Consider the following 18,029-nt stretch of genomic DNA (forward strand, 5'->3'; position numbering starts at 1 on the left):
CAAAACGGCGACCCGAAGGTCGCCGCTGCATTGACGTATGACGGTCAGGCCAACCGGCCGAGCATTTCCTTGGCCTCGCCGCGCTGAGTTTCGTCGCCTTCGGTCAGCACTTCGCTGAGGATGTCCCGTGCACCGTCCGCATCGCCCATGTCGATGTAGGCCTGGGCCAGGTCGAGCTTGGTGGCCACTTCGTCTGTGCCAGAGAGGAAGTCGAACTCCGGCTCATCGTCGCCCTTCGCCGCATCTTCTGCGGTGAAGGAAGGCTCGATGGACGGATGTTCCAGACTCTGGGACAAACGGTCCAGCTCGGCGTTGACATCATCCAGTTCAGACGCAAATGCATCAGGTTTGGCGGCAGCTTCCGGCTCATCGGACAGGGACAGGTCGAAGTCTTCCGGCAGGTCGAAGTCATCCAGGGCCGCCGGGGTCAGGGTGGGCGGCTCGACGGCCGGCACATCCTTCATCTGCTCTTCCAGGCCAGAGAGGAAGTCGTCATCCGATTGCGCCGACGCCGGTGCATCCAGCTGCAGGTCCAAGTCGAAGTCCGACAGGTCATCCGCCGTAGCTTGGGCTTCGGTCTGCTGTTGCAGCAGCGATTCGAAGGTCTGCTGATCGTCCTTCACCACGGCTGGGGAGGCTTCTTCCAGTTCATCCAGGCTCAGGTCGAAATCGGTGTCGAAGGCTTCAGGCTCCGCAGGGGCCGGGGTCGGCTTGTCTTCCAGCAGATCCTTGACGTACTGAGCGTCCAAGGCAGCCGCGGCCACCGCAGCACTGACGCCCGCCGCCAGCACGGCCATGGCCGGGAAGCGACTCTTGAGCTGCTCGACCTGGGCATGGTTTTCACCATTGGCCACCAATTGGCGCTCCTGGGTCACGAAACCGTCCTTGTCGTTTTGCAGGCCGTAGACTTCCATCAGCTTCAAACGCAGGTCGCTGCGCTTGGGCTCCTGTTTGATGGCCTGTTCCAGTACGTCGGCGGCCTGGTTCAGGTGGCCACGGTCAACAAGGGATTGGGCTTGGGCCAGTGCATCGGTGGAGTTCACCGGCGCAACGGCAACCGCCAATGGCGCCAGTACGGAGGCGACGGTCGGCACGGCGACTGCCGGTTCAACCGCTGGGGCTGGCGCTGGTGCAGCGGCCAGCTTGACGTTTGGCGGCGGCACTTCCAGACCTTCGAAACTGTCTGGCGGCAAGTCCTGATCGATGTTCGAGGTGAACACCGGCTCTTCAGCCAGGGCACGCGCCATGCGCAGGTGTTTTTCTTCTTCGCGACGGGCATTGCGATGGCGCGCCCACAACAGCAGGAGCAGCAGCACCAGCAGGCCGGCGGCACCACCGATCACGCCAAGCACGATCGGATTGGTCAGCAGGTCGTTGAATTTACCTTCGACGCTGGCAGGCGCGGAATCGGCCTTGGCCGGCCCAGGCGTGGCGGGCGCAGGTGTTGCAACGGCGGCATCGGGAGCGGCATCGGGAGCAGCCGGAGCAGGAGCCGGCTCACCTGCCAACTGCGCAGGCATTGCCGCTGTGGCCGGCGTTGCTGGAGCGCCCTTCTCAGCTTGCAGACGCGCGAGCTGATCGTTTTTCAGTTGAATCAGCTTTTGCAGCTTGTCCAACTGACTTTGCAGGTCGGCCGCGCGGCTTTTCAGCTCTTCGTTGTCGCGACGGGTGGTGTCCAGTTGCTCCTGGGTCATCGCCAGTTTGTCGCTCAACCCCGCACTATCGCCGGCCTTGCCCTTGGCGCCCTTTTTGGCCGCTTCGGCGGAAACCAGGCTCAGGTTGTCCTTGGCGTTAGTGCTCGCCGGGGCATTGCCGGCCTGGGTGCGTTTGGTGGCATCCAGTTGCTGCTTGCCCGCTGCCGGATTGGTGGCAGCGCGTCGGCCCTGGCGCCAGGCGGCATTCTGCGCGCTGACTTCGGCGATCGCCTGGGGTTGCGGCAGCGCGGTGCTTTGTACGGGATCGGGCAGACGCAGGACCTGGCCGGTTTTCAAACGGTTGATGTTGCCGTCGATAAACGCGTCGGGATTCAGCGCCTGGATCGCCAACATGGTCTGCTGTACCGAGCCGCCATTGCGGTTCTTCGCGGCAATTTCCCACAAGGTGTCGCGGGAGGTGGTGGTGTGCTGTGCCGGTTTGCTTGCAGCTGGCGCGCTGCTGGCCGGTGCCGCCAGACGCGGCGCAGGCGCGGCGGTCGTCGGTGCCGGCTGGTCGAACTTGGCCGGGTCGAGCAACACGCTGTAGTCGCGCATCAACCGGCCATTGGGCCATTGCACCTGCAACAAGAAGCGTACGTAGGAATCGGGTAACGGCTTGCTGGAGGTGACGCGCACCACGCTGCGGCCGTTGGGGTTGATAACCGGGGTAAACGTCAGGTCATCAAGGAACGCCTGGCGATCCACGCCCGCATCCACAAAGGCTTGGGACGACGCCAGGCTTGGCGTGATCTCGGAAGCGGTGAGGCCACCGACATCGAGCAATTCGATTTCCACCGCCAATGGCTGGTTCAACTTCGACTTGAGGGTCATCTCCCCCAGCTGCAGCGCCTGCGCCATACCGGAGGACAGCGCCGAGGCGGCCGCTATTGCTAACACCAGTTTGCGAACTTGAACCATAGCCTCATCCTTTGTTTGAACACTCCCCGGCCTGCGAGAAGGTTGGTAACCGCTGCCATAAGGCATGGCGAGCCGATAGGTCACCGACGCGCAACTTTTCCTGCCTGGGGCCAAGCATAGCGCCTGGCTAGAATCAATCTACAAATTGCCGCCAAGTATCTTTTACGCAAGGCCTTTTATCAACAACTGCGCCAGCTGCACGGCGTTCAGTGCGGCGCCTTTGCGTACGTTATCTGACGTCAGCCACAGATTTAGTTCCGCCGGGTCATCCACACCTGCGCGAACCCGTCCTACATAGACCACATCCTGACCGACCGCGTCGCCCACGGCTGTAGGGTAGTCACCCTCCTCAACCCGCTCTATTCCTGGCGCTGTGTCGAGGATGCGATTCACGGCGGCGAGGTCGACCGGTGCACCGAGTTGCAGAGACACTGTCAGGCTATCGCCAAAAAACACCGGGGCTTGAACGCAGGTTGCGGAAATCTTTAGCAATGGAGTTTCCAACACTGCACGCAATTCGTGTATCAGCCTTTTCTCCAGGTCGGTATGGCCTTGGTCGTCCGGCTTGCCGACTTGTGCCAATAGATTGAAGGCAACCTGCCGATCAAACAGTTTCGGCTCCAGCGGGCGCATGTTCAGCAGCTCGGCGGTTTGCCGGGCCAATTCGCTGACGGCTTCACGCCCCTGGGACGACATCGCCAGGTTGGCGGTAACGCTCACACGCTGGATATCCAACAGGCTGCGCAAAGGCGCGAGGACGACCGCCAGGTTGGTCGCAGAGGGGCTTGGACTGCCGAGCTGGAACGGTTTTTTCAAGCCATCAAGCACATGGGCATTGGCTTCCGGCACCACTTGCGGCGCCTGCTCAGCGGGCAAGGCGCCAGACAAGTCAATCACCGCGCAACCCGCCGCCGTAGCACGCGGGGCGAAACTCAAGGTCACCGCCGGCCCCGCCGCAAAGAACGCGAGTTGCGCCTTATTGAAGTCGAATTCATCGACCTCCTTGACCCGCACGTTCTTGCCACGAAACGGCACCGAGGCACCCGCCGAGTTGTTGCCCGCCAGCAAATACAGGGTGCCCACCGGGAAGTTCAACTCTTCGAGGATCTGCACCAGGGTTTCGCCAACGGTGCCGGTAGCGCCGATCACGGCGATTTCAAAGGTCTGGGTCATGGGGGCTGCCTCGGGCATTGCGGGGGGAGCGGCACTTTACCGGGTGGTGGGGCAATTGGGCCAGTTTTTGTGGTGGGGCTGATGGCGGCCTCAAGGCCAACAAAAAAAACCCGCGCCTGTCACCAGAGCGCGGGTTTCTTCATTGCTTCAAGCGATCAACGCTCCAGCAAGATCCGCAGCATGCGGCGCAGCGGTTCGGCAGCGCCCCACAGCAGTTGGTCGCCCACGGTGAACGCGCCCAGGAACTGGCTGCCCATGTTCAGCTTGCGCAGGCGGCCCACCGGGACATTCAGAGTGCCGGTGACCTTGGTCGGGCTCAGCTCCTGCATGCTGATGTCGCGGTTGTTCGGCACCAGCTTGACCCACGGGTTGTGCTGGCTGATCAAGGCTTCGATATCGCTGATCGGCACGTCTTTGTTCAGCTTGATGGTCAGCGCCTGGCTGTGGCAGCGCATCGCGCCGATACGCACGCAGATGCCATCCACCGGGATCGGGCTCTTGAAGCGGCCGAGGATCTTGTTGGTCTCGGCCTGGGCCTTCCACTCTTCACGGCTCTGGCCGTTCGGCAGTTCCTTGTCGATCCACGGGATCAGGCTGCCGGCCAATGGCACACCGAAGTTCTCGGTCGGGTAGGCGTCGCTGCGCATGGCTTCGGCCACACGGCGGTCGATGTCGAGGATCGCGCTGGCCGGGTCGGCCAGTTGATCGGCAACGGCGGCGTGGGTAGCGCCCATCTGCTTGATCAGTTCACGCATGTTCTGCGCGCCGGCACCGGAAGCCGCCTGATAGGTCATCGCACTCATCCACTCGACCAGGCCAGCTTCGAACAGGCCACCCAGCCCCATCAGCATCAGGCTGACGGTGCAGTTGCCACCGACGTAGTTCTTGGTGCCCGCGTCCAGCTGCTGGTCGATGACCTTGCGGTTCACCGGGTCGAGGATGATCACGGCATCGTCCTGCATGCGCAGGCTCGACGCGGCGTCGATCCAGTAACCCTGCCAGCCGGCTTCACGCAGCTTGGGGAAGACTTCGCTGGTGTAGTCGCCACCCTGACAGGTCAGAATCACGTCGAGGGTTTTCAGCTCTTCAATGTTGTAGGCGTCCTTGAGCGGGGCAATATCCTTGCCCACGGACGGCCCTTGGCCACCAACGTTCGAAGTGGTGAAAAACACCGGCTCAATAAGATCGAAATCCTGCTCTTCCAGCATCCGCTGCATGAGCACGGAACCGACCATACCGCGCCAACCGATCAGACCTACACGTTTCATCGCAACTACACCTTGTTAAAAAGTGGGCCGCCTGCAGCAAACTTCTGCAAGGGGGCCCGAGAGATTACAGATTCCGCAGCGCGGCGACTACTGCGTCGCCCATTTCTTGCGTACCGACCTTGGTGCAACCCTGCGACCAGATGTCGCCAGTGCGCAAGCCCTGGTCCAGCACCAGGCTCACGGCCTTCTCGATCGCGTCCGCCGCGTCCGCCAGGTTGAAGCTGTAACGCAGCATCATCGAGAGCGACAGAATCGTCGCCAACGGGTTGGCAATGCCCTGGCCCGCGATGTCCGGCGCCGAACCGTGGCACGGCTCGTACATGCCCTTGTTGTTGGTATCCAGGGAGGCCGACGGCAGCATGCCGATGGAACCGGTGAGCATCGACGCCTGGTCGGACAGGATGTCGCCGAACAGGTTGTCGGTGACGATCACGTCGAACTGCTTCGGCGCACGCACCAGCTGCATGGCGGCGTTATCGACGTACATGTGGCTCAATTCGACGTCCGGGTAGTCCTTGGCCACTTCTTCGACGATTTCACGCCAGAGCTGGCTGGAGGCCAGCACGTTGGCTTTATCCACCGAGCAGACCTTCTTGCCACGCACGCGGGCCATGTCGAAACCGACACGGGCGATACGGCGGATTTCGCTCTCGCTGTACGGCAGGGTGTCGTAGGCCTGGCGCTCGCCGTTTTCCAGCTCGCGCACGCCGCGTGGCGAGCCGAAGTAGATACCGCCGGTCAGCTCGCGCACGATGAGGATATCCAGGCCCGCGACCACTTCCGGCTTGAGGCTCGACGCGTCAGCCAGTTGCGGGTAGAGGATCGCCGGGCGCAGGTTGCCGAACAGGCCCAGTTGCGCACGGATCTTCAGCAGGCCGCGCTCAGGGCGGATGTCACGTTCGATCTTGTCCCATTTCGGGCCGCCCACAGCGCCGAGCAATACGGCGTCGGCCGCACGGGCGCGGTCCAGGGTTTCGTCGGCCAGGGGCACGCCGTGCTTGTCGATGGCCGCGCCGCCGATCACGTCGTGGCTCAGCTCGAAGCCCAGGCTGTACTTGCTGTTGGCGAGTTCCAGGACCTTGACCGCTTCGGCCATGATTTCCGGACCAATACCGTCGCCAGGGAGAATCAGAATCTGCTTGCTCATGCGTTCCTCATTTCATCAAGCGACCCGCCCGTGGGCAGGTCGGGAAAAATCAATCAGCGTTCGGCAAAGACCACCAGCACGTCGGTGCTGAAGGTGCCGTCGACCTGAATTTCGTAATAATCGCGCACTTCCTGGCCCATCGCCTTCTGCAACTCAAGGATGGCAGCGCGCAGTACTTCTGGCGTGCGCATGCGCTCGACCCACGAGGTGTATTCCAGGCGCAGACGCTGGCGACTGCTGGTGCGCACATGCAAGCCGGACTCGCTGAGCTGCTGCATCCATTCGGCGGCGGAATAATCACGCACGTGGCTGGTGTCACGCAGCACTTCGACGGTTTGCAGGTAAGTGTCCAACAGCGGGCTGCCCGGTGACAAGACGTCGACGAACGCCGCCACACCGCCCGGTTTGAGTACGCGGCGCACTTCGCGCAGGGCCAGGCCGAGGTCGCTCCAGTGGTGGGCTGAATAACGGCTGAACACGAAGTCGAACTCGCCATCGGCGAACGGCAGGCGTTCGGCGGCGCCGTGAACGGTGCGGATGTTGTCCAGACCGCGATCTGTCGCCGCAGCGGCAACCACGTCGAGCATCTGCTGGGACAGGTCGTAGGCGACCACTTCCTTGACCAGTGGCGCTACGTGGAAACTCACATGCCCGGCACCGCAGCCCAGATCCAGCAGTCGTGCACTGCCCTGCCCGGCCAGTTCGGCCTGCAGCAGTGCGAACTCGGTGCCTTGGGCGTGCACGGCACTGCTCAGGTAGGCCGAGGCTTGCTCGCCGAATTGTTTTTGCACGACTTGGGTGTGGGCGGTGCTGGTCATGGTGGTTTTCCTTGGGACTTGTGTTGTTTGTGCTGCCGCCTTCGCGAGCAAGCCCGCTCCCACATTTGACTGCATTTCAACTGAAGGAACTCGGTCGAATGTGGGAGCGGGCTTGCTCGCGAAGGGGCCAGTCCTGCTTACATCAAATCAGGCATCGCGAAACAACCACGGCTGGCTCGCCCGGTGCTTGGCTTCAAACGCTGCAATCGCATCGCCGTCCTGCAAGGTCAGGCCGATGTCGTCCAGGCCGTTGATCAGGCAGTGCTTACGGAACGCATCCACTTCAAAGTGATACACCTTGCCATCCGGACGGGTCACGGTTTGCGCGGCCAGGTCAACGGTCAGCTGGTAGCCCTCTTCGGCTTCCACCTGCTTGAACAACTCGTCGACTTCTGCGTCGGTCAAGATGATCGGCAACAGGCCGTTCTTGAAGCTGTTGTTGAAGAAGATGTCGGCATAGCTCGGCGCGATGATGCTGCGAAAGCCATATTCTTCCAGGGCCCACGGCGCGTGTTCACGGCTGGAGCCGCAACCGAAGTTCTCGCGGGCCAGCAGCACGCTGGCGCCCTGGTAACGTTCGGCGTTGAGCACGAAGTCCTTGTTCAGCGGGCGCTTGGAGTTGTCCTGGTAGGCGTAGCCCACGTCCAGGTAGCGCCACTCGTCGAACAGGTTCGGGCCGAAACCGGTGCGTTTGATCGACTTCAAGAACTGCTTGGGGATGATCTGGTCGGTGTCGACGTTGGCGCGATCCAAAGGGGCGACAAGGCCGGTGTGTTGGGTAAAAGCACGCATCGGGTATTCCTCAGATCAATTCGCGAACGTCGATGAAACGACCGTTGACGGCCGCCGCAGCGGCCATGGCCGGGCTGACCAGATGGGTACGCCCACCGGCGCCCTGACGCCCTTCGAAGTTACGGTTGGACGTAGACGCGCAATGCTCGCCCGATTCCAAACGGTCCGGGTTCATCGCCAGGCACATCGAGCAGCCTGGCTCACGCCATTCAAAACCGGCTTCGAGGAAGATCTTGTCGAGGCCCTCGGCTTCTGCCTGTGCTTTGACCAGACCGGAGCCTGGCACCACGATGGCTTGCTTGATGGTCGACGCCACTTTGCGGCCTTTGGCGATTACTGCGGCAGCGCGCAGGTCTTCGATCCGCGAGTTGGTGCAGGAACCGATGAACACGCGGTCCAACTGAATGTCGGTGATCGCCTGGTTGGCCTGCAAACCCATGTACTTCAAGGCGCGCTCGATGGAACCACGCTTGACCAGGTCGGCCTCTTTGGCCGGGTCCGGCACATTCTGGTCAACGGCCAGGACCATTTCCGGCGAAGTGCCCCAGCTGACCTGTGGCTTGATCTGGGCCGCGTCGAGTTCAACCACGGTGTCAAACACCGCATCGGCATCGGAGACCAGGTCTTTCCAGGCTTCTACCGCAGCGTCCCAATCCGCGCCTGCCGGAGCGAAGGGGCGACCCTTAACGTATTCAACAGTCTTTTCGTCCGCCGCCACCATGCCCACACGGGCACCGGCTTCAATGGACATGTTGCAGATGGTCATGCGGCCTTCGATGGACAAGTCGCGAATGGCGCTGCCGGCGAACTCGATGGCATGGCCGTTACCGCCGGCGGTGCCGATCTTGCCGATCACGGCGAGGACGATGTCTTTGGCGGTCACGCCGAACGGCAATTTGCCCTCAACGCGAACCAACATATTCTTCATCTTCTTGGCGACCAGACACTGGGTGGCGAACACATGTTCCACCTCGGAAGTGCCGATGCCATGGGCCAGGGCGCCAAAAGCACCGTGGGTCGACGTGTGGGAGTCACCGCAGACCACGGTCATGCCCGGCAAGGTCGCGCCCTGCTCCGGGCCGATCACGTGCACGATGCCTTGACGTACGTCATTCATCTTGAATTCGGTAATGCCATATTCGTCGCAGTAGTCGTCGAGGGTCTGCACCTGCAAACGCGACACCTGGTCGGCAATGGCTTCGATGCCGCCCTTGCGCTCAGGGGTGGTCGGCACGTTGTGGTCAGGTGTGGCGATGATGGAGTCGACGCGCCAAGGCTTGCGCCCGGCCAGACGCAGGCCTTCGAACGCTTGGGGCGAGGTCACTTCATGGATGATGTGACGGTCGATATAGATCAACGACGAGCCATCGTCGCGCCGTTTCACTTCATGGGAATCCCAAAGCTTGTCGTAAAGCGTTTTGCCGGCCATCAGTCGGTCCTCATCAGCGGTGTTTCTCTATGCCGGGCTTTTCAATAACCCTTTGGCTTGTGAGGCTGATGGTATGGCGCTACATTAAATAACTCAAATTCATATTTTTTATGCTTTGGATTACCAACTGGAATACCACAATGGACCTGGCTAACCTCAACGCCTTTATAGCCATCGCCGAGACCGGCAGTTTCTCCGGCGCCGGTGAACGCCTGCACCTGACCCAACCGGCCATCAGCAAGCGCATTGCTGGCCTGGAGCAACAATTGAAGGTGCGCCTGTTCGATCGCCTGGGTCGCGAAGTCGGTTTGACCGAGGCTGGACGGGCCTTGCTGCCGCGCGCTTATCAGATCCTCAACGTGCTGGACGACACCCGCCGCGCCCTGACCAACCTGACTGGCGAAGTCAGCGGCCGCCTGACCCTGGCCACCAGTCACCACATCGGCCTGCATCGCTTGCCGCCGGTGCTGCGCACGTTTACCCGGGAATACCCGAATGTGGCGCTGGATATTCAGTTCCTCGATTCGGAAGTGGCCTACGAAGAAATCCTCCATGGCCGTGCCGAAGTGGCAGTGATCACCCTGGCGCCCGATCCTCACAACCTGGTACGTGCCACCCCGGTCTGGGATGACCCGCTGGATTTTGTGGTCGCGCCGGAACACAGCTTGATCAGCAACGGCGGCATCAGCCTGGCCGATATTGCCGGCCACCCCGCCGTTTTCCCCGGCGGCAATACCTTTACCCACCATATTGTCAGCCGATTGTTCGAGGCCCAGGGCCTCACGCCAAACATTGCGATGAGCACTAACTATCTGGAAACCATCAAGATGATGGTGTCGATCGGCCTGGCCTGGAGCGTGCTGCCACGCACCATGCTTGATGATCAGGTGGCAAGTATCGCTTTGCCGGGCATACAGCTCAGTCGCCAGCTAGGCTATATCGTGCACACCGAAAGGACGCTGTCGAACGCTGCGCGGGCTTTCATGAGCCTATTGGATGCACAGGTCGATCTGCCAGGGATACCGGCATGAAGCTGTGCGGCCTAAAGGCCTGAATAAAGCCGCGCCGAACGCCCATTGAGCCAAGGCCCTTTGATAATGCGCAACCCCGTCGATTCCGTGCCACCCCTGCCCCGCATCTACGCCCTTGACCCTCAAGCGGCGGAACAAAGCTGGGACAGCGCCCCGCAATTGCTGGCAGCGCTCAATGCTGCCCGACTAGGGGCATGGTGCTGGGAAATCGACACCGGCCGCATCAGTTGGTCACGGGGCACCCAGGCGTTGTTTGGCTTTGACCCACGCCAGCCGCTGCCCAAGGATCTGGATTACCTCGACCTGCTGGCCCCCGAAGACAGCGCCCGTGTCGTGCGGGCGTTCCATGCGGTGCTGGCGGGCGAGCCGTTCGAACAGGCCATGCATCACCGTATCCAATGGCCGGATGGCAGCCTGCATTGGCTGGAAATCAACGGCAGCCTGGCGCCGGACAAGGCCGGACGGCGCCGTATGATCGGAGTGATCCGCGAGATCACCCACCAACGCGACCGCGAAGCCGCCCTCAGCCACTCCGAAAAACGCTTTGCCACGCTGTTCCACCTGTGCCCGAACATGGTCCTGCTGACCCGCCAGGCCGACGGCCTGATCAGCGAGGCCAACCAGTACTTCGAAATGCTGTTCGGCTGGCCGGTGGCCGACGCCATTGGCCGCACCACCCTGGACCTCGGTCTGTGGCGTCACCCGGAGCAACGCGCGCAGTTGGTCAAAGCCACCCAGCGCAAGGGCGAGCCGATCACCATGGAAGTGCAGTTTTGCGCGAGCAACGGCCAGATCCACGACGGCACCCTCAGCGCGCAGAAGGTCGAGCTGGAAGGCGAGGCCTACCTGATCAGTACCTTTCTGGACACCACCGAACGCAAAAACGCCGAACAAGCCCTCAAGGACAGCCAGGAACGCCTCGACCTGGCCCTGGACTCGGCGCAACTGGGCACCTGGGACTGGCACATCCCCACCGGCATGCTTTATGGCTCGGCCCGCGCCGCCCAATTGCACGGCCTGCCGCCGGAACCGTTCCATGAATCCTTCGACGCTTTCTTCGAGGGCATGCCCGATGACGAGCGCGAGAGCATGCGCAACGCCTACCGCACCCTGCGCGAAGGCCCGGCGGGCAACTATCAACTGACGTATCGCGTGCCCATGGAGGACGGCAGCTCGCGCTACCTCGAAAGTCGTGCGCGCCTGTACCGCGACGAGCACGGCGCACCGCTGCGCATGGCCGGCACCTTGCTCGACATCACCGACCAGGTCGAACGCGAACAACGCCTGACCGCCTCCGAAGAAAAATTCGCCAGCCTGTTCCAGGCCAGCCCCGACCCGATCTGCGTCACCTGCCTGGACAGCGGCGCGTTTATCGAGATCAACCCCGCGTTTACCCAGACCTTTGGCTGGACGGCCGCCGAAGTGATCGACAAGAGTGCCGAGCAGATCGGCCTGTGGGACGAATCCAGCAAGCGCTTGCAACGGATCGAACGAGTGATCCGCGAGCAGGCACTGAGCAATGTGGCAATTGTGGTGCATCACAAAAATGGCCAGGCGCTGACCTGTGTGATTTCCAGCCGGCTGATCAAAGTGGGGGACCAACCGTGTATCGTCACCACCTTGCGCGACATCACCCAGCAACAACGCTCGGAAGCCGCGCTCAAGGCCAGCGAAGAGAAATTCGCCAAGGCCTTCCATTCCAGCCCTGATGCGATTTCCATCACCGAGCGCGACACCGGCCGTTATGTGGAGGTCAACGACGGTTTCTGCCGGTTGACCGGTTATCGCGCCGAGGAAGCCATTGGCCTGACCCTCTGCCAGATCGGCATCTGGGCCGACGAGAACCAGCGTGCCGCGCTGCTGGCCGAATTGCAGATCAAGGGTCGCATCCATCACCTGGAAATGCTCTGGCACAACAAACGCGGCGAGTTACTGGCGGTAGAAGTCTCGGTTGAACCCATCACCCTCAACGAAACCCCGTGCCTGCTGCTGACCGCACGGGACGTGAGCCTGCTGAAAAACGCCCAGGCGCAGATCCGTCACCTGGCCTATCACGACCCGCTGACCAACCTGCCCAACCGCGCCCTGTTGATGGACCGCCTGAGCCAGCAGATCGCCCTGCTCAAGCGGCACAACCTGCGCGGCGCGCTGCTGTTCCTCGACCTCGACCACTTCAAGCACATCAACGACTCCCTCGGCCATCCGGTGGGCGACACCGTACTCAAGATAGTCACCGCCCGCCTGGAAGCCAGCGTGCGCATGGAAGACACCGTGGCGCGCCTGGGTGGCGATGAGTTCGTGGTGCTGCTCAGCGGCCTGGATGGCACGCGCACGGAAGTCAGCCGCCAGGTCCAGGAACTGGCCGACACCTTGCGCGAGCTGCTTTCGGAGCCGATGTTTCTGGATGGCCATCGCTTGCAGGTCACGCCGAGCATTGGCGTGGCGTTGATTCCCGATCACGGTTCCACGCCCGCGGACTTGCTCAAGCGTGCCGATATCGCCCTTTACCGCGCCAAAGACTCAGGGCGTAACACCACGCAGATGTTCCACAACAGCATGCAGAAAACCGCCAGCGAACGCCTGCGCATGGAGACCGACCTGCGCCTGGCCCTGTCGCGCGGCGAGTTCAGCGTGCATTACCAACCGCAGGTGGACGCGCGTGGTAACCGCATCGTCGGCGCCGAGGCCCTGGTTCGCTGGCAGCACCCACAACTGGGTGCGCAGTCGCCTTCCGAATTCATCAAGGTGCTGGAGGACAGCGGCCTGATCCTTGAAGTCGGCACATGGATCCTCGATGAAGCCTGCGCCGCCTTCCAACAGTTGATCGCCGAAGGCCTGGTCGACCCACTGAATTTCAGCCTGTGCGTGAATATCAGTCCGCGGCAGTTTCGCCAGAACGACTTCGTGGAGCGGGTGGAGCGCAGCCTCAAGCAGCACGAACTGCCATTCAGCCTGTTGAAACTGGAAATCACCGAAGGCATTGTGATCCAGAACCTGGACGACACCATCAGCAAAATGCGCCGCCTGAAAAAACTCGGCGTGAGCTTTGCGATGGATGACTTCGGCACCGGCTATTCATCGCTGACCTACCTCAAGCGCCTGCCGGTGGACGCGCTGAAGATTGACCAATCCTTCGTGCGTGACGCCACCCATGACCCCAACGACGCCGAGATCATCCGCGCTATTGTCGCCATGGCCCGCAGCCTGAACCTGGAGGTGATTGCCGAAGGCGTGGAAACCCAGGACCAACTCGCCTTCCTGCAGGGCCTGGGCTGCCATTTGTACCAAGGGTATTTGCACAGCCGACCGCTGCCCATGATCGGATTCAGGGAACGCTTGCTCGCGGGAGATGGGCGGGGTTAAACCAGCTTCAAGGCGTGACCGTCCTCTCGCATCCAGTGCGAACGGTTCAAGTCACGCTTGTCCCCATAAGCATCAAGGGCACCGTTTACCACGACAACGGAATGCCCGAAGTTCGCCAGGGTGCCTGGCACGCCTGACGCCAGTTCCTCCACGCTGCTTGCGCGAGTGAATGCATACAAGCCAAGGCGTCGCAACGCATCGCCCGGGACTTCCCCATCATTCAACGTTTTGAGGGCGGCATTGAAGCCAGCGCCGGCGCGAAACTCATGGTTCTCCAGTTGGGCACGCTTGGCACTTGCGGCATACAGGAACACCGCATCCTCAATCAGGCCTTTATCCGTTCCATGGAAGTTGGCAGCCTCTCGTGCCTGGCTCAGCTCGGCATGGGTGAGGCGCACCGTGCAACCATCCCGCATGGCGATGCTGAAACCTTCTGGCGTTTCAGTGACACGCTTGAAGATCCCCAGCGGGTTTTGTCCATACTTCATCATCGCGGCCTTGATTGCGGATACCGTGACACAGTTACCCTCAACACCTTGATAGAAACCGCGCCAGATATCCGCAGGCTTGACCCCCACAGGCACCGTCGACAACTGCGCAGGCTTACCGTGGGGGTCGACCGGGGCGTCTGCGGCAAGTTGGTAGCCATAATCCTTGCTGACGGACGCTTGTTCACCGTTGCTATGCTTGATGCCATCCACGACGAGCGCGCCTGAATAGTTGAAGGTAGGGGTGACGCCGACGCTGTGGGGTTCTCGTAGTTTTTCGGGCGGCACAACCCGCAAAAAGCCGGTCAGCCCCATGCCCTTCAAGACATTGTAAATGTGCTCTCCGCACAAAGTGCTCGAGAGCACGGCATCAAACTCAGCATTGCCTTCAACCTGTTTGCGCTTGGCGAAGGCCGCCAGCATGAAATTGGCATCGGCGACCTTTTGCACATCTGGACCGGAAAACCTTGACGCTGCGCCAGTGCGCTGCAACTCCTGCTTTGACAGCGTCACTTCAAACCCGTCTTTCATCGTGACGCTGTACCCCGTAGCGGTCGCCTCGACCCGATCAAACATATCGGAGGGCGACGGGCCGAACCTGAGCATCATCAGCTTGATGACCGCGGTATGGCTGCTCAGATCAAAGACTTCGCCGAATTTTCGCGAGCCCTCAATGAAGCCCTGCATAACGCCTGCGGCCTCGGGTCGGACCTTCGAGGTGGCCGGGTCAACCTTGGGTACGACGATAGGCGCAACGGGGGCCGGGACCCTGGGAGGCTTCGGCGCGTTGTCGCTCATCAAGGTATACAGGTAGGCTCGATCCGGTGAGCGCTCCCCGCCAAATTGATGCGCCTTGCCGGCATAAATCAGGGATGAACCTGCGTCATAGCTATCTGCTATGCCTTCCCCGCCCTCAGCCACAACCGTTGCGGTGGCTACATGCTGAAGATGACGGGATAAACCCATACCTTTGAGCATATTAAAGGTCGTTTCACCTTGCAGAGACTCCGTCAGCATCGACTGAAAATCGGGTAGATCCGGCGTACTGCCGCGCTCGAGTTGTTTACGCTTGATGAACACTGCCAGCGCAAAATGGGCACTGTCCAACACATCGCCATCACTGCCGGTAAAACGCGATGCAGACGCTGCCTGTTGCAGCTCCTGTTGGGATAGATGCAGCCGGTAACCATCTTTCATGGTCACGTCGTAAGCCTCACCGTTGCTCCGTACATCGGTGAACATATCGCCAGGGCTTGGGCCGAACCTGAGCATCATCAACTTGATGACGGCGCTGTGTGAACTCGCGTTGAAATGCTCGCCAAAGCCCCTCTCCGGCACATCAAAAGCTGGAATGCGAGACGCTTCAGGGTGGTTTGATAATTGCGGCGCAAGGGGATTTGAGCGCGCGAAAGATCCAATTGCAAACGTACTCATATCGTTCACTCTTTTCTGAAAAAGTGGGAGAGTTCGAGCCCGGAAACCCGGATCAGACGAGGAGATCAGATCAACGCAACGGCCTGTCCATCCCTGGGTCGATTGCCTTTGCGCCCGTATAACTCCTCGCAACCCTCCACGACGGCAACCGAATGTCCGCGCCTGTTGACCATACCGATCAAAGACGGGTCAGCGAATTCACTCACCTTGACCCTCTTCATGTGGTCCTTCAACCCTAGCCTCAGGAAGCCTTCGCCAGGCTTGTTCCTGTCTTCGTCTTCACCATTATTGAGCGTCGTGATCGCCGCATTGAAACTTCTGCTCGCCCATCCGTCGTTGTTCTCCATCTGCGCACGCTTGGCGGAACAGGCAAACAGGAAGTGGGCATCCTTGAGCATTTCTGGATCACTCATGCCGACAAAGTTGGAACCGCGAATAGCCGCCTGCAACTCGGCCTTGCTCAGCGTCAATTCAAACCCGTCACGCATAACAACTTTATAACCCTGCTCACTGGCCTCCACAGACTTATAAATATCCTTTGGGCTTTGACCAAACTTCGCCATCGCCGCCTTGATGGCGGAAACCGTTACGCAATTACCATTACTTCCCTGGCGAAAACCAGTCCAGATGTTGTTGGGCTTTTCACCTTTGCGTTTGTTGGAGAGCCCGGGAATATATTCGTTTCGCTTGTCTGTCAGTGTCGCGTCGTCAGCGGGTTTCACGTGGGGTTGCGGAATGGGTACATCGTTGTTTTTCGGCACCGGCGGGCGTGCGCCTTTATCCAAGATGGCCTGCAACTGGTTGAAGAACTGTATGAACAAGTCCTTAAGCATACCCAACACGGCCTCGGGGTCTGCGGTATTCCCGATATTCCTAGGCTGCGACGCTGCGGGTGAGGCCTGTGGCGCAGTGCGCACACTGTTTCGGCTGGCAGAATCGAGTGAAGCGCTACCTGAAAAACCTGACGCGCCATAAGGATCAATAGTGGGACGTGTAATAGGAAGATGTTTGATCGACAACATGACTTCATACCTCATTGAGGAGGCTCCCTGACCGCATCGGCCAGGGAACGATCATTACAGTGGTGTTTAACGCTTCAAGGCAGCAGGCTCAGAAGCGTGAGCGGAGGCTGGACCTGGAGAACCGGCTATGGGAGTGACTGGCGAAGTCGTCCGCCAAGTTATGGGGTGCGGGGGATGTAATCTCCGGCGTGGGTTGTGCGTTGACCTTTGGCGTTACCACCGACGGCGGCGTGGGTTGTGTTTCAACCTTTGGCGTCACCACCAGCGGCGGCGTGGGTTGAGCATCGACCTTTGGTGCCACCACTGACGGCGGCGTGGGCTGCGCGTCGACTTTCGAGGTGAGCCGGGGTTGTGGCGGGTTTTTTTCGTCCGTATGTGGGCAATGACAGTTCTGCACCTGCACAGTCACGTTGATATCAGACGAAAGCTTATTCTGCTGTGCAACGTCGGTGGGGGTAGTCGTTACCTGCTTGGCATTGGGCTTACCGTCCGGCGTGATAGTGACTTGCGCAGGCCTATCTGGCGTGACGCGTGTATCTGGATTGGGCTCCACCTTTGCCTTGGCGTCTGCTTGCGGCATGACCTTGGGTTGCACTCCCGTATCCGTGGCAACCTTGGTATTGGCACCAGGCATCACTTTTGGCTTGGTATCGACTTCGGCTGTGACCTTGGGTTGGACGCCTGCATCCGTGGCAACCTTATTATCAGCAGCTGGCATCACTTTTGGCTTGATATCCGCTGCTGGTGCTCTCTTGCTCTGCGCCGCCGTATCTGCAACGACTTTGGCGTCCGGGCCTGGCTTCACCTGGGGCTGAGCATCCGACTCACCGGGCAACTTGGGCAGCACCCCCATACCGGCGAGCATGCTACGCATCGCCTTGACCGCGAACTCAAACATGGCAAACAACTTTTCCAACGACTCCTTATTCATCGGCACATGAGTGTCTTTAGAGGCGGGATTAGTATCCCTCAGAAACTTATTTACACTGTCCATCGAAGGAGACAACTCAGGTGTTTTATCCGTCTGCACAGAGGACTGATTAAGTTGAGCGTAACCTGTATTCATTGGCATGAACTGTTGGGTTGAGACATTAGACATTTTCTTATTCCTATGACTTTGCCCAACTCCTGCAGCGGCAGGAGAAAGACTTATTGACAGGGTGTGTTAAACAACGGCGAGTTCGACAAACTCGTAAGATTCGTGGGGCGTAACGACAATGAGTTCCGAAAAAACGCGGCTTATATAAGGAAACCAATTGACTGCCAGGGGTGTTTACCTATGGACAAACCGAGAAAACCCAGGCTGTGTAAGCCCAAAGCGCTTCCTGGAGTGGAAACTTAAGGCAACACCCTCTGAGCAAAGTAACTTAAAGAAAACAACACGTTCGCCTTACAAGCGAAACCTATGTTAATTGACGCGCACACAAGTACTTTATTGCACACCAAAAAATG

12 protein-coding genes are annotated in these 18,029 nt (G+C 60.2%); 2 read left to right on the forward strand and 10 right to left on the reverse strand.

What is annotated here, in order from left to right; genetic code table 11:
• Positions 1 to 44: 44 nt before the first annotated feature.
• The 7 genes from ACP7EW_RS03515 to leuC form a co-directional block, all read right to left on the reverse strand.
• A complete protein-coding gene (locus ACP7EW_RS03515; protein ID WP_426215332.1) occupies positions 45 to 2,612 on the reverse strand; it encodes a FimV/HubP family polar landmark protein in 2,568 nt (855 codons plus the stop codon).
• A gap of 162 nt (positions 2,613 to 2,774) precedes the next feature.
• Positions 2,775 to 3,785: an aspartate-semialdehyde dehydrogenase gene (locus ACP7EW_RS03520; RefSeq protein ID WP_426215334.1), complete on the reverse strand. Its 1,011-nt coding sequence runs from the start codon at positions 3,783 to 3,785 to the stop codon at positions 2,775 to 2,777.
• 155 nt (positions 3,786 to 3,940) lie between these two features.
• Positions 3,941 to 5,053 (reverse strand): aspartate-semialdehyde dehydrogenase, encoded by a 1,113-nt coding sequence (gene asd, locus ACP7EW_RS03525; protein ID WP_016976627.1) that lies wholly within the window; start codon positions 5,051 to 5,053, stop codon positions 3,941 to 3,943.
• 64 nt (positions 5,054 to 5,117) lie between these two features.
• Positions 5,118 to 6,200: a 3-isopropylmalate dehydrogenase gene (gene leuB / locus ACP7EW_RS03530; protein WP_426215336.1), complete on the reverse strand. Its 1,083-nt coding sequence runs from the start codon at positions 6,198 to 6,200 to the stop codon at positions 5,118 to 5,120.
• A 53-nt stretch (positions 6,201 to 6,253) separates the two neighbouring features.
• The gene (locus ACP7EW_RS03535) at positions 6,254 to 7,018 is read right to left on the reverse strand and encodes a class I SAM-dependent methyltransferase (protein WP_426215338.1); all 765 of its coding nucleotides are present in this window, start codon (positions 7,016 to 7,018) and stop codon (positions 6,254 to 6,256) included.
• Positions 7,019 to 7,165: 147 nt separating this feature from the next.
• Positions 7,166 to 7,810, reverse strand: coding sequence for a 3-isopropylmalate dehydratase small subunit (leuD, locus tag ACP7EW_RS03540; protein ID WP_033901804.1), 645 nt, complete (start codon positions 7,808 to 7,810; stop codon positions 7,166 to 7,168).
• Positions 7,811 to 7,820: 10 nt separating this feature from the next.
• Complete coding sequence (leuC, locus tag ACP7EW_RS03545) at positions 7,821 to 9,239, reverse strand: 3-isopropylmalate dehydratase large subunit (protein WP_028617121.1); 1,419 nt, start codon at positions 9,237 to 9,239, stop codon at positions 7,821 to 7,823.
• A 140-nt stretch (positions 9,240 to 9,379) separates the two neighbouring features.
• On the opposite strand from leuC, the gene ACP7EW_RS03550 reads away from it, so the two are divergent.
• Both ACP7EW_RS03550 and ACP7EW_RS03555 read left to right on the forward strand, forming a co-directional pair.
• Positions 9,380 to 10,270 carry a LysR family transcriptional regulator gene (locus ACP7EW_RS03550; protein ID WP_033901806.1) on the forward strand — a complete coding sequence of 297 codons (891 nt, stop codon included), beginning with the start codon at positions 9,380 to 9,382 and terminating at the stop codon, positions 10,268 to 10,270.
• A 66-nt stretch (positions 10,271 to 10,336) separates the two neighbouring features.
• Positions 10,337 to 13,633, forward strand: a complete 3,297-nt coding sequence (locus tag ACP7EW_RS03555; protein ID WP_426215340.1) for an EAL domain-containing protein — start codon at positions 10,337 to 10,339, stop codon at positions 13,631 to 13,633.
• Here ACP7EW_RS03555 and ACP7EW_RS03560 read toward each other — a convergent pair.
• The 3 genes from ACP7EW_RS03560 to ACP7EW_RS03570 form a co-directional block, all read right to left on the reverse strand.
• Positions 13,630 to 15,555 carry a hypothetical protein gene (locus tag ACP7EW_RS03560; protein WP_426215342.1) on the reverse strand — a complete coding sequence of 642 codons (1,926 nt, stop codon included), beginning with the start codon at positions 15,553 to 15,555 and terminating at the stop codon, positions 13,630 to 13,632. The two genes, ACP7EW_RS03555 and ACP7EW_RS03560, sit on opposite strands and share 4 nt — an antisense overlap.
• A 65-nt stretch (positions 15,556 to 15,620) precedes the next feature.
• A complete protein-coding gene (locus ACP7EW_RS03565) occupies positions 15,621 to 16,577 on the reverse strand; it encodes a hypothetical protein (RefSeq protein WP_426215344.1) in 957 nt (318 codons plus the stop codon).
• Between the two features lie 88 nt (positions 16,578 to 16,665).
• Entirely contained in the window at positions 16,666 to 17,676 is a 1,011-nt protein-coding gene (locus ACP7EW_RS03570) for a hypothetical protein (protein ID WP_426215346.1), read from the reverse strand.
• Between the last annotated feature and the right edge of the window lie 353 nt (positions 17,677 to 18,029).

This window comes from Pseudomonas sp. DWRC2-2, assembly GCF_049897885.1.
GTDB lineage: Bacteria > Pseudomonadota > Gammaproteobacteria > Pseudomonadales > Pseudomonadaceae > Aquipseudomonas > Aquipseudomonas azotoformans_A.

What these genes read in the sequence shown, in the direction of transcription:
- ACP7EW_RS03515 (WP_426215332.1), bottom strand. Translation starts at nt 2,612, where the DNA reads ATGGTTCAAGTTCGCAAACTGGTGTTAGCAATAGCGGCCGCCTCGGCG.
- ACP7EW_RS03520 (WP_426215334.1), bottom strand. Translation starts at nt 3,785, where the DNA reads ATGACCCAGACCTTTGAAATCGCCGTGATCGGCGCTACCGGCACCGTT.
- asd (WP_016976627.1), bottom strand. Translation starts at nt 5,053, where the DNA reads ATGAAACGTGTAGGTCTGATCGGTTGGCGCGGTATGGTCGGTTCCGTG.
- leuB (WP_426215336.1), bottom strand. Translation starts at nt 6,200, where the DNA reads ATGAGCAAGCAGATTCTGATTCTCCCTGGCGACGGTATTGGTCCGGAA.
- ACP7EW_RS03535 (WP_426215338.1), bottom strand. Translation starts at nt 7,018, where the DNA reads ATGACCAGCACCGCCCACACCCAAGTCGTGCAAAAACAATTCGGCGAG.
- leuD (WP_033901804.1), bottom strand. Translation starts at nt 7,810, where the DNA reads ATGCGTGCTTTTACCCAACACACCGGCCTTGTCGCCCCTTTGGATCGC.
- leuC (WP_028617121.1), bottom strand. Translation starts at nt 9,239, where the DNA reads ATGGCCGGCAAAACGCTTTACGACAAGCTTTGGGATTCCCATGAAGTG.
- ACP7EW_RS03550 (WP_033901806.1), top strand. Translation starts at nt 9,380, where the DNA reads ATGGACCTGGCTAACCTCAACGCCTTTATAGCCATCGCCGAGACCGGC.
- ACP7EW_RS03555 (WP_426215340.1), top strand. Translation starts at nt 10,337, where the DNA reads ATGCGCAACCCCGTCGATTCCGTGCCACCCCTGCCCCGCATCTACGCC.
- ACP7EW_RS03560 (WP_426215342.1), bottom strand. Translation starts at nt 15,555, where the DNA reads ATGAGTACGTTTGCAATTGGATCTTTCGCGCGCTCAAATCCCCTTGCG.
- ACP7EW_RS03565 (WP_426215344.1), bottom strand. Translation starts at nt 16,577, where the DNA reads ATGTTGTCGATCAAACATCTTCCTATTACACGTCCCACTATTGATCCT.
- ACP7EW_RS03570 (WP_426215346.1), bottom strand. Translation starts at nt 17,676, where the DNA reads ATGTCTAATGTCTCAACCCAACAGTTCATGCCAATGAATACAGGTTAC.